The sequence below is a fragment of the Agathobaculum sp. LCP25S3_E8 genome (genome assembly GCF_052117165.1).
GTDB lineage: Bacteria > Bacillota > Clostridia > Oscillospirales > Butyricicoccaceae > Agathobaculum.
In genome coordinates this window covers 1-11,454 of the sequence record NZ_JBQKJR010000077.1, presented here as the reverse complement: position 1 = coordinate 11,454, position 11,454 = coordinate 1, and the positions used below count along the sequence as shown (strand labels likewise).

General features: G+C 51.1%; 8 protein-coding genes and 1 pseudogene. All 9 read left to right on the top strand.

The annotated features are described in order from the left end of the window. On the top strand, positions 1–270 hold a 270-nt coding region (locus ACTQ34_RS16390), incomplete at its 5' end, for a hypothetical protein (protein ID WP_441364717.1). A gap of 210 nt (positions 271–480) precedes the next feature. Continuing rightward, positions 481–2,529 carry a rubrerythrin gene (gene rbr / locus ACTQ34_RS16385; protein ID WP_441364716.1) on the top strand — a complete coding sequence of 683 codons (2,049 nt, stop codon included), beginning with the start codon at positions 481–483 and terminating at the stop codon, positions 2,527–2,529. A 269-nt stretch (positions 2,530–2,798) separates the two neighbouring features. Continuing rightward, positions 2,799–2,858: pseudogene (gene rpsI, locus ACTQ34_RS16380) on the top strand (30S ribosomal protein S9); the annotation flags it as partial. Positions 2,859–4,462: 1,604 nt separating this feature from the next. Further along, positions 4,463–5,746: an O-acetylhomoserine aminocarboxypropyltransferase/cysteine synthase family protein gene (locus ACTQ34_RS16375; RefSeq protein ID WP_441364715.1), complete on the top strand. Its 1,284-nt coding sequence runs from the start codon at positions 4,463–4,465 to the stop codon at positions 5,744–5,746. 683 nt (positions 5,747–6,429) lie between these two features. Then, complete coding sequence (locus ACTQ34_RS16370; protein ID WP_441364714.1) at positions 6,430–7,611, top strand: M20 metallopeptidase family protein; 1,182 nt, start codon at positions 6,430–6,432, stop codon at positions 7,609–7,611. Further along, on the top strand, positions 7,608–8,318 hold the full coding sequence (locus ACTQ34_RS16365) for a methionine ABC transporter ATP-binding protein (RefSeq protein WP_441364713.1): 711 nt from the start codon (positions 7,608–7,610) through the stop codon (positions 8,316–8,318). Before ACTQ34_RS16370 ends, ACTQ34_RS16365 begins: the two co-directional genes overlap by 4 nt. A gap of 62 nt (positions 8,319–8,380) precedes the next feature. Further along, positions 8,381–9,511, top strand: a complete 1,131-nt coding sequence (gene mnmA / locus ACTQ34_RS16360) for a tRNA 2-thiouridine(34) synthase MnmA (protein ID WP_441364712.1) — start codon at positions 8,381–8,383, stop codon at positions 9,509–9,511. Further along, positions 9,508–9,900, top strand: a complete 393-nt coding sequence (locus ACTQ34_RS16355; protein WP_441364711.1) for a hypothetical protein — start codon at positions 9,508–9,510, stop codon at positions 9,898–9,900. The genes mnmA and ACTQ34_RS16355 overlap by 4 nt, the downstream gene beginning before the upstream one ends. 143 nt (positions 9,901–10,043) lie before the next feature. Further along, positions 10,044–11,165: a cysteine desulfurase family protein gene (locus ACTQ34_RS16350; protein WP_441364710.1), complete on the top strand. Its 1,122-nt coding sequence runs from the start codon at positions 10,044–10,046 to the stop codon at positions 11,163–11,165. The last annotated feature ends 289 nt before the right edge of the window (positions 11,166–11,454 follow it).

The window sequence follows — 11,454 nt, the reverse complement described above, 5'->3', positions numbered from 1 at the left end:
CATCCCGATCCATTTTTCCTCGTTCCAGCATTGCTCTCACCACCTATTCCTATTTTACCGCGCTCAAACGAAAAAGCCCAGCTTTTGCTGGACTTTTTCGACAGACTGAGCTGTCTGTTTCTGTTGGAAACAGACAGCTTTTGCAGCCTTACGGTTGCCCTGCACACCCGAATCTGTCAGCCAACAGTAAAAATAAGAATTACTTCCTTATCACTGTTAAGCCAATGGTTGCAGGGTTTTTTCTCTTTTTCAGCTACTCCAGAAAAATAACCGTTTTTAGCAGATGTTGTCCGCTTCTAACCGTTTTATAGGGGTAGCCCCAAATATCTACACCCAAATGGGTGCCCGGATGGGTGACAAAAACAGATACCGTCAATCTGTTTCGCAAAAAGCATCGTATACCACAACTACATTGACACAGGCACAAGAGTCATGGTATAATATCTTAATTATAAAAGTAACTTAAAGGAGGTAATTTTCATGTTCCGGCATTTGCCCTTGTCTGTACGCGTTCCAATCGAGGCAGACAACCCCAGCATTCTTCGTGTGGAGAATCTTTGTGTCAAATGCGGTCAGTGCCGTGAAGTATGCACCAATGATATTGGTGTTCATGGCACCTATACGCTGACACAGACCGGCGGAAAAGCCATCTGCATCAACTGTGGTCAGTGTTCCAATGTTTGTCCCACGGCCAGCATCACGGAAGTTTATGAGTATCCTGATGTGCAGTCTGCCATCAAGGATCCGGAAAAAATCGTGATTGTCAGCACCTCTCCTTCCGTGCGTGTGGCACTGGGCGAGGAGTTCGGCATGGAAAAGGGCTCCTTTGTTGAGGGCAAGATGGTAGCCTTGTTGCGTGCACTGGGCGTGGATTATGTGCTGGATACCAATTTCTCTGCCGACCTGACCATTGTAGAGGAGGCTAGCGAGCTGATTCGCCGCATCACCAAACAGGATAAGCCGCTGCCTCAGTTCACCAGCTGCTGCCCCGCCTGGGTTAAGTTCGCAGAAACTTATTACCCTGAACTGCTACCCCATATCTCCACTGCCAAGAGCCCTATCGGTATGCAGGGCCCCACTATCAAGACCTACTTTGCGCAGAAAATGGGCATCGATCCGACTAAGATTGTCAATGTCGCTCTGACCCCCTGCACTGCCAAGAAGTTTGAGATCCGACGCGAGGAAATGAATGCAGCAGGCAAGAAGCTGGGCATTCCCGAAATGCGGGATATGGATTTCGTTATCACAACCCGTGAGCTTGCCAAGTGGGCCAAGGAAGCCGGTATCGATCTGGAATGTTTGGAAGACAGTTCCTACGACCGCCTGATGGGCGAAGCTTCCGGCGCCGGTGTCATTTTCGGCAATACCGGCGGCGTGATGGAGGCTGCGCTGCGCACCGCTTATGCCTATATCACCGGGGAGCAGCCCCCTGAAACCCTTCTGGATCTGCAACCCGTCCGCGGCTACGAGGGTCTGCGGGAAGCCAGTCTGGAAATTAACGGCATAACCGTCAATGTGGCTGTCGTCTACGGAACTGCAAACGCCCGGAAGATGATTGAGCGCATCAAGGCTGGTGAAAAAGAGTACCACTTTATTGAGGTCATGACCTGTCCCGGTGGCTGCATCGGCGGCGGCGGTCAGCCCCGTGATTTGATGGCAGACGCCAACGAAAGCCGCCAGTCTCGTATTGCCAGCTTGTATCAGCGTGATGCAGGAATGAAACTGCGTTCCAGCCATGAGAATCCTGAAATCCAGCAGCTTTACAAGGAATTTTATGGAGAACCATTGAGCGAATTGGCAGAAGAAATGTTACATACGATCTATCAGGATCGCAGCAGCGATCTGAAACAAGGAGGAACTGCTAAAATGGAAAAATGGAAGTGCAAAGTCTGCGGTTATATCCACGAGGGTCCTATCTCTGATGATTTCGTATGTCCACTGTGCAAGCAGCCTGCCAGTGCATTTGAAAAGATTGAAGAGACCAAGGCCGGCGCAAGCAAGTACGCAGGTACCGAGACCGAGAAGAATCTGGAAGCTGCCTTTGCAGGTGAGTCTATGGCCCGCAACAAGTACACCTTCTATGCCTCTGTTGCCAAGAACGCCGGTTTTGAGCAGATCGCAGACCTATTCCTGAAGACCGCTGAAAATGAGCGTTCTCACGCACAGATGTGGTTCAAGGAACTGAACGGCATCGGTGATACCGCTCAGAATCTACTCCACGCTGCCGAGGGCGAAAATTACGAGTGGACCGACATGTATGATGGTTTTGCCAAGACCGCTGAGGCCGAGGGCTTCCCCGAACTGGCTGCCAGATTCCGTCTGGTCGCCGCTGTTGAGAAGCACCACGAGGAGCGCTATCGTGCTCTGCTGAAGAATGTGGAGATGGCAGAAGTCTTCTCCAAGAGCGAGGTCAAGGTGTGGGAGTGCCGTAACTGCGGCCATATCGTGGTTGGCACCAGTGCGCCCGAAATCTGCGCTGCCTGCGATTATCCTCAGAGTTTCTTTGAGATCCACGCAGAGAATTATTGATATCCTTTTCCATGAAGGCCCGCCGCATTCCGCGGCGGGCCTATTTTTGAAGCTTTCGTTCCTTCCTTATTTCTTTACTGCTATTAGCAAAATTTATAAAGAAAGATCCTTGCAGATATTTCTAGACAACTTGCCGTCCCCAACTGATGCTTCTTCGAATTTCGCTCAGATTCTGTTGGTTTTTTTCCGATCCTGTATGGGTGCCTCATGGGTGACCACAGAAAATCATCCTCAAAAAAGTCAGTAATATCAACGATTTGAGGGCGTAAGAACCCAAGAAGTACGGTCTCAAAGCGGCCCGTCGCGCGCCCCAGTTCTCCAAGCGCTAAACTTTATCAAATTTGCTCAAAAAGTCCGGGAAATCAAGGTTTTCCGGGCTTTTCCTTTTGATATGGTTTGATGAAGTTTGATGCAACAAGACCCGTTTTCACCTGATTTTTAGTGGTTACCAAGTGGATAACCGGCCAAAAAGAGGGTGAAAAGAGGGGCAAGTGGTTACCAAATAGGACAACCAGAGAACATTTTTTGTCTCTCTCAAAATGCGTTTCTCATAAAATCGCTTTGTCTGAATTTGACCTAATTTGAATAAAAGAAAATCAGTTTATCGCCAAGCATTCAGTATGCTTACTGGGCGCTTTTTGTGTTTCCGGGGAATTTCATTCTGGAATAAGAAAAGGCCGTCCCTTTCAATTTTTGAAGTGGCGGCTTTTTCTCATTTCCAGAAATCAGGTGAAGCCATTGAGAACGTAAATCATCACCAGCAGGATAAGCGATCTTTGCTCGGTCTGACGTGATAGTTCATATCCTGATGGACGAGCCGATCAAGCTGGAATGGGATGTCCTGCGTATCTGCAAGCGTTCCTTGTCTACACCGAGATTTCCTATGCTATCAAGGCAAAGGAAATCGGCGTCTAGGGCAAGCGTATCTTTGCTCACGACATCAATGGCAAGGTGTCCGATGGTTATAAAAAACTGACAAAAGGTGTTGAAACTTGAAAAGCAGCGCGAAAAAGAGGAGTCGGCATTGGTAGATGATTTGTTTTCCATCGAAGAAGACCGCAAGGATGCCAAGTTGGGAGCAGATATAGGAAATTCCACTGGTTGAGCTGTATCCTTTCAAAAACCATCCTTTCAAAGTCTTGAATGATGGGACTGTAATGGAGAACGTCTACAGTGTTTGACAGTGTGGTGTACCGCCTTGTCGGGAAGTTAAAAGTCTGATGCGGTTGGAGAAAAAGCCGGTGAAAGTGGTAAATAGGTACAGAGATATATCCGCCTGACGGGGCGAATCCCCGAACCGTGGGATATGGTCGATGAAAAGAGTATTGCCCGTAACCCGGCTCATAAGCTGTCTTTCCTCAAAAAAAGAGGAACGGCGGGATTTTCTGGGCGCAATGGACAGCGAACAGACTACTCCTCACTACCGCGAAAGCAATGAATATGTGTTCTGTCCAGAGCATCAAGGATGCTATCCGAGAGTGTTATCAATCCCAGCACGATAGAGAAACTGCCGATGAATAGAAAGAATAAAGAGGGGGGGATTGGAGCCTATTTCAAATATATAAGAATGTTGTGGTACCTTTTTTTGTAAAAAAACTTATAGAATCGATTGGCATTTGTTTTTGAAAAGGGTTGACATTTGAAACACAGCACGCTATAATACCTGTAAACCAATAGAATAACTAGGTAATTGCGAAAGGGGTGATTCGGTATGCAGAGCATTTTCTTTAATCTTTTGCGGAGCAACTTCCGTTGTGGACGAATGCTGTACTCCCGGACTGACAAGATGGCCGGGCGATTTGTTACGCCCACAATTCACCTCTATTGTTGTTAACTCAGGGGTATTGCCATGTTGCGGTCCGGGAGCTATTGCTAGCTTCCGGGCTTTTTGTTTGCCCAAATTAAAAGAAAAAATTGAAATGAGGTACATACCATGAGTAACTATAAATTTGAGACCCTTCAGCTTCATGTTGGTCAGGAACAGCCCGATCCCGCAACCGACGCACGTGCGGTACCGATTTATCAGACTGCATCCTATGTATTCCGAGACAGTCAGCACGCAGCCGATCGTTTTAGCCTGGCGGATGCAGGCAATATCTATGGACGTCTGACAAATTCTACACAGGATGTTTTTGAAAAGCGCATTGCGGCGCTGGAGGGTGGCGTTGCAGCATTGGCAACCGCGTCGGGCGCCGCTGCGATTGCCTATACCATTCAAGCGCTGGCACAGGCGGGTGAGCATATTGTCGCGCAAAAGACTATTTATGGCGGCACCTACAATCTGCTGGCGAATACGCTGCCTCAGTACGGCATTACGACCACCTTTGTCGATGCGCACAGCCTGACAGAGGTCGAAGCTGCCATTCAGCCCAATACCAAGGCGATTTATCTGGAAACTCTGGGCAATCCGAACTGCGATATTCCGGATATTGATGCGCTGGCAAAGCTGGCGCATCAGCACGGCCTGCCGCTCGTTATTGACAACACCTTTGGCACACCCTATCTCATCCGTCCGATTGAGCACGGCGCGGACATTGTTGTGCATTCGGCCACCAAGTTCATCGGCGGCCATGGCACCACTCTGGGCGGCATTATCGTGGACTCTGGCAAATTCGATTGGGCGGCATCTGGCAAGTATGCCCCAATCAGTGAGCCGAACCCGAGTTATCACGGCGTTTCCTTCACGCAGGCAGCCGGCCCAGCGGCGTTTGTCACCTATATCCGTGCTATTCTGCTGCGTGATACCGGTGCCGCTATCTCGCCCTTCAATGCGTTTCTGCTGCTTCAGGGTGTCGAAACCCTGTCGCTCCGCATCGAACGTCATGCGGAGAATACAAAGAAGGTTGTTGATTATCTGATCAAGCATCCGCTGGTGGAGCACGTTAACCACCCGTCTCTGCCCGATCATCCGCAGCACGACCTGTACGAGAAGTATTTTCCGAACGGCGGCGGTTCGATCTTCACCTTTGAAATCAAGGGCGGTACGGCAGAGGCACACAAGTTCATCGATAACCTGCAAATTTTCTCTCTGCTGGCAAACGTCGCGGACGTGAAGAGCCTGGTTATCCATCCGGCAACGACGACGCACTCTCAGCTTTCTCCCGAGGAGCTGGCGGATCAGGGTATTCAGCCCAATACCATCCGTCTTTCCATCGGAACCGAGCATATCGACGATATCATCGCCGACTTGGAAAATGGCTTTGCCGCTGTAAAGTGAGAAGAGAGAAATTGTACCATATTTGCTGCGTGTTCGCTTTGATTTCACGGGTGAAACTAGCGATGCGCAGAAGGATGTAGTCGCTGCATTTCTGTTTGATGCGGCAAAAAATGAATGCGCTGCCCAATCTGAAATACAAGATTTTGAAAATGGAACCAGACTATCCTGTCCATCACGAGGCAAATGGATAGTATCGTTATCTCACCAAAGAGGCGGCGCAGAGCCGTGTGGAAGAACCCAAGGCGACTTTTTCACGTTTTCTCGGAATTGTTAACGGCTATGCCATGATTTAGGACGTGCATGATGAATAGGCGTTGTGACCCATGCACCGGTTGATATTCGGTTGATTGAGGATTTGCCGTAAGGGCGCCGAAACTTTTAGAAAGGATATGACAGCGATGATGAATATCTGTTGGATGATGTGTTGTTGGGATAATCAAATAATCCATGCATCCGCCTGTCGGTCCTGAAAACGATAGGTCTTGGTTTTGCGCAATTCAGCGGGGTGTACCATGGAACATGGACACCCCGCTGATATTTTAGAGCGATATCCTTATGCCGCTACGATCTGTAAAATGGATTCGTGAACATTTCAGGTGTGGATACTGTCGACCTGTACAAATGGCAGCAATATAACTCTGCCTTGAGCGGCTGGAAAAAGTCATAGAAAGAAGGTATTAATAATGAGCGGATTCAATGATCAGATATCTAAGGATGATTTGATTCGCCTGCGCCGGGAGCTGCATCGCCATCCGGAATTGGCTTTGCAAGAGTTTCAAACGGCGGAAATGATAGAACGGGAACTGGATCTGGCCGGCATTCCCCATTCCCGCGTCGGAGCTACCGGTGTGTTGGGAGTGATTTTTGGAGAACAGAGCGGGAATGGCGTAATCGCGTTGCGGGCGGACATTGATGCATTGCCGATTCAAGAGACCAATGCGGTGGACTATCGTTCACAAACGGATGGTGTCATGCACGCCTGTGGACATGATGCGCACACAGCAAGTCTGCTGGGGGCGGCAAAGCTGCTGTCTGCAAATCGCGCACATTTTGGCGGAGAGATCCGCTTGATCTTTCAACCGGCGGAGGAGACCGGAAAGGGGGCGGCCGACTTTTTGGAGGCTGGCGTTCTGGACGGCGTGGAGCGCATATTTGGACTGCACAGCGCTCCGGATCTGCCCCTTGGAACCATCGGTGTGACGCCGGGCCTAAATAATGCTGCTGTCGATCAATTTCGCATTCTGGTTCATGGCAAGGCTGCTCATGTCTCCACCCCTCAACAGGGCACGGACGCTTTGTATGCCGCCAGTCATATCGTAGTGGCCATTCAAGGGCTGGTGACCCGGCGAACCTCGCCGGTGGAGCCGGTGATTCTGGGTGTAGGAAAGCTGCACGCGGGAACAACTTACAACGCTGTGGCGGAGGATGCCGAATTGGAAGGAACCACTCGCACCATCTCGCAGGAGATGCGCCTGCAGGTGCGTGATTGGATCGATCAAACCGCTCAGAATGTGGCTGCCCTCAGCGGTGCAAAAGCACAGGTGTTTTGGACGGATGTCACCTCCGCATTGATAAACGATCCGCAGGCCAGTCTGGAGGTAGGCAAAGTTGCGGCCGGCCTTGGCCCTAATATTCATATCGTGACAGATCGGCCCCTTTCGTTGGGAGGCGATAACTTTGCTGAATTCCTGAGGAAAGTTCCCGGATGCTATGCCTATCTGGGTACCTCTAATCCCTTGCGGCCCGAAACACAGAACAGCCTGCACAACGGCAGTTTCGATTTGGATGAGGATGCGCTGGTTCTTGGGGCGCGTTTGTATGCTGCCTATGCGAAGTGGTGGCTGACAGGAGGTAAACAGCAGTGATTCGACTAGAACATATCAGCAAACGATTTTCTGGGCGCAGTGGAATTGTCGATGCGTTGCAGAATGTGTCTGTTCATGTGGAAAAGGGCGATATCTATGGGATTATCGGCTTTTCCGGAGCAGGGAAATCCACCCTAATCCGCATGGTTAATAGACTGGAGACGCCGGACAGCGGAACTGTTACAGTAGACGGCCAAAGCCTTGACGGACGCTCAAAGGCGGAACTACGGCAGATACGGCGCAAAATCGGAATGGTGTTTCAGCAATTCAATCTGCTGGAGTCCAAAACCGTCTTTCAGAATGTGGCCATCCCATTAATATTGGAAGGACTCGATCAGAGGGCGATCGCCAGTCGTGTGGAAGAAGTCCTTCGATTTGTGGACCTGGATGAGAAACGGGACACTTATGTGAGTCATCTCTCCGGGGGGCAAAAGCAGCGGGTGGGTATTGCCCGTGCGCTGGCCACAAAGCCCTCTATCCTATTATGCGATGAGGCCACAAGCGCTCTGGACCCCAAGACGACAGAATCCATCCTCCATTTGCTCAAGCGAATCAATCAGGAGATGGGCGTTACCATTCTGCTCATCACCCACCAGATGCAGGTGATCCAGATGATCTGCAATATCAGGGGGGAGCGTATGCAATGGAAAAGCGCATCGTTGAGCGAGAATAGGAAGTGCTGCCAGAGCTACAAATACGGGCAATGACATTGATTAGGACAGCCAGGACACCAAGCGGCCTATTATTTAAGAAATAGCAAGGTGAGATTATGTCAAAAACAAATGATAAAAGCGCACTGATCGCCATGAGCGGTGGCGTGGACAGCTCGGTGGCAGCCTACCTGATGCTGGAACAGCAGTACCGCTGCGAGGGGGTTACCATGCGGCTGTACCGCAATGAAGATCTGGGGCGGAGCCAGTTCCACACCTGCTGTTCCCAGCGGGATATCGATGATGCCAGTGAGATAGCTTTTCAGCTGGACATGCCATTTGAAGTGTTGGATTTCACACTAGACTTCAAGAAGCAGATTATTGATAAATTTATTCGGGTTTACGAGGCAGGTGGCACTCCAAATCCATGTATCGATTGCAACCGATATATGAAGTTCACCAAGCTCTTGCAATTTGCCCGGCAAAAGGGCTTGAGTTTCCTTGTGACAGGCCACTACGCTCGCATTGAATATGACGCATCGAACCGCAGGTATCTGCTGAAGAAGGCTCTGGATGACAGCAAGGACCAAAGCTATGCGTTATATATGCTCACACAGGAGCAGTTGGCCCATACTAAGTTTCCCCTCGGTGAAAAGAGTAAGAGTGAGGTGCGCCAGCTGGCGGAACAGCTGCACTTCACCAACGCCCGCAAACATGACAGTCAGGATATTTGCTTTGTGCCGGATGGCGACTACGCAGATTTCATGGAGCAGTACACCGGCAAGAACTATCCAGAAGGGGATTTTGTCAACGAACATGGCGCGGTGGTGGGCAAGCACCGGGGGACGGTGCGGTATACCATGGGTCAGCGCAAAGGACTAGGACTTGCTATGGGCGCGCCGGTCTATGTCTGCGGGAAAGACGTGGCTGCCAATACGGTATACGTGGGTCCGGAATCCTCCCTGTATGTGGATTCCCTACTGGCAGAGGATATGAACTGGATATCCATCTCCAAACTGGAGGGACCGATGCGCGTCAAGGCCAAGACACGCTACCGCCAAACCGAGCAGTGGGCCACCGCTTACCCGGAGGGGGAGTGCGGACTCCGGTTGGAGTTCGATGTTCTCCAGCGGGCGGTGACTGTTGGTCAGGCGGTGGTCTTATACGACGGTGACATCGTAGTGGGGGGCGGGACCATCTCTCAGGTACCGGCTCCAAAGGATGAACCAAAGGCGGAGGTAGCCTTATGAACCAATATCAAAGCGACGGTAGACATGACCACTGTGGTGCCTGCTGCGGCGGTGGGTGTGCTGGCTGTGGCAGCGCATTGCAACTGACGCAGGGAGAGCTTGACCTTCTCCTGCACTTTGCGGAGCTCCCATTTCTCCCCGTGGCACGGCGGTGGGACTCGGAAGTTCCTATCTATCTGGAGGATGGGACGAAGTCGGAGAAAGAGATGTCCCTTATCATCATCGCACTGCAGCAAAAAAGGCTGATTCGGCTGGACTATGGCTTGCCGTTGTCAGGCTTTGACTACGAAGCCTATCAGGACTATCCCGTGCGGGGGAGCATGGCCCTGACCGCCAGAGGCCAGCAGGTACTCGAATATCTGGAAATTTACGGAATTGGGGAATCGTAAACAATGCTCAATCATTTTTCAAAAACGCAGCTTCCCTTTGGCAAAGACGGAATGGACAAACCCCATGAGGTTAGGGAAGCGGTATTCGGCATCGGAGGCGTGGGCGAGGTGGTCAAAGACCTGTCAGGGTGGGGAGGTAAGCTATGATTTATTTGGACTATTCCGCCAACACCCCGGTGGACCCTGCCGTGCTGGAAACATTTCTCCGCACAGAGCAGACCTATATTGGTAATCCCAACTCCATCCATCCCGCCGGACAGGCGGCAAGGGCGGAGATGGCCCGCGTGACAGATTCCATCGCCGCGCTGCTGGGTGTCAGTCCAGCTGAGCTTATCTACACCTCCGGAGCCAGTGAGTCCAACAACCTGGCCCTTAAGGGGATTGCCAAGGCCAGTTGTCATGTGGGAAAGCACATGATTTCCACCGCGCTGGAGCACTCCTCTGTGAGAGGGACGCTGTCAGTCCTCCAACAGCAGGGCTGGGAAATCGATATGGTGGATATCGAACAGGACGGCACTATCGACTTGAAACATCTTCGGGAATTGCTGCGGAAGGATAGTGTTTTGGTCTCTATCAGTGCGGTTGACAGCGAACTGGGGACAGTCCAGCCCATCCGGCAGATTGCGGAACTCTTGAAGGGCTACCCAAACTGCCGCCTCCATGTGGATGCTACTCAGGCAGTGGGGAAGACGGAACTGGTGCTGGAGGGTGTGGACACCATGAGCATCGCGCCCCATAAGTTCTATGGACTCAATGGCAGCGGCCTTTTGTTCAAGCGAAAGGATCTGGTGATCGAACCGCAGATTCACGGCGGCACCAGCACCACCATCTACCGAAGCGGGACTCCTGCTTTAGCACTGGCGGTGTCGATGGAGAAAGCACTGGAACTGGCACTGGCCAACCAGAACCGGCGGATAGAACATGTCCGCAAGCTGAATCAGCAGCTGAGAGCGGCATTGACAAAATACCCTCAGGTGAAAATCAACAGTCCGGAAAACGCCGTCCCCCACATTCTGAATCTCAGTGTCACGGGAGTGAAGGGGACGACGTTTCAGCGGGCACTGGCCCAGCGGGACGTGTGCGTATCTGTCAAATCCGCCTGCTCCACTGAGGGAACACCATCCGAGGCGGTGCTTGCCGTCAGCCGGGACAGAAAGAATGCACTGTCCTCCTGGCGCATCAGCCTGAGCCATCTGACCACCCAAGAAGAGCTGCTGACATTTTTGAAGGCGTTTGATGCCAGCTGCAAAGAGTTGCTTCCATGAAAAATCCACTGCACTATCTGCGCACCGAATATGATTGTGCCCTGCCGCCTGACGCGGTTGTTAATCTGCGTTCAAACCGGGGTATAGAACTGGCCCCAATATATGTGGATGGGTGACATATAAAAAGAGAATCGCCAGAAACCTGGCGATTCTCTTTTTATGTCAGTAACAGGATATACTGGAGTAGTACCCTGTAAGTGCAGTCGCAAATTCCCCAAAAATCTGTTAAACTGAACGAACAGAGACGGAGGGGATCGCAATGAAACGTTACAGCAAAGAATTTAAGGAA

Excerpts from the sequence above, each read along its gene's own strand:
- ACTQ34_RS16375 (WP_441364715.1), top strand. The coding sequence starts at position 4,463 with ATGAGTAACTATAAATTTGAGACCCTTCAGCTTCATGTTGGTCAGGAA.
- mnmA (WP_441364712.1), top strand. The coding sequence starts at position 8,381 with ATGTCAAAAACAAATGATAAAAGCGCACTGATCGCCATGAGCGGTGGC.
- ACTQ34_RS16355 (WP_441364711.1), top strand. The coding sequence starts at position 9,508 with ATGAACCAATATCAAAGCGACGGTAGACATGACCACTGTGGTGCCTGC.
- ACTQ34_RS16350 (WP_441364710.1), top strand. The coding sequence starts at position 10,044 with ATGATTTATTTGGACTATTCCGCCAACACCCCGGTGGACCCTGCCGTG.
- rbr (WP_441364716.1), top strand. The coding sequence starts at position 481 with ATGTTCCGGCATTTGCCCTTGTCTGTACGCGTTCCAATCGAGGCAGAC.
- ACTQ34_RS16370 (WP_441364714.1), top strand. The coding sequence starts at position 6,430 with ATGAGCGGATTCAATGATCAGATATCTAAGGATGATTTGATTCGCCTG.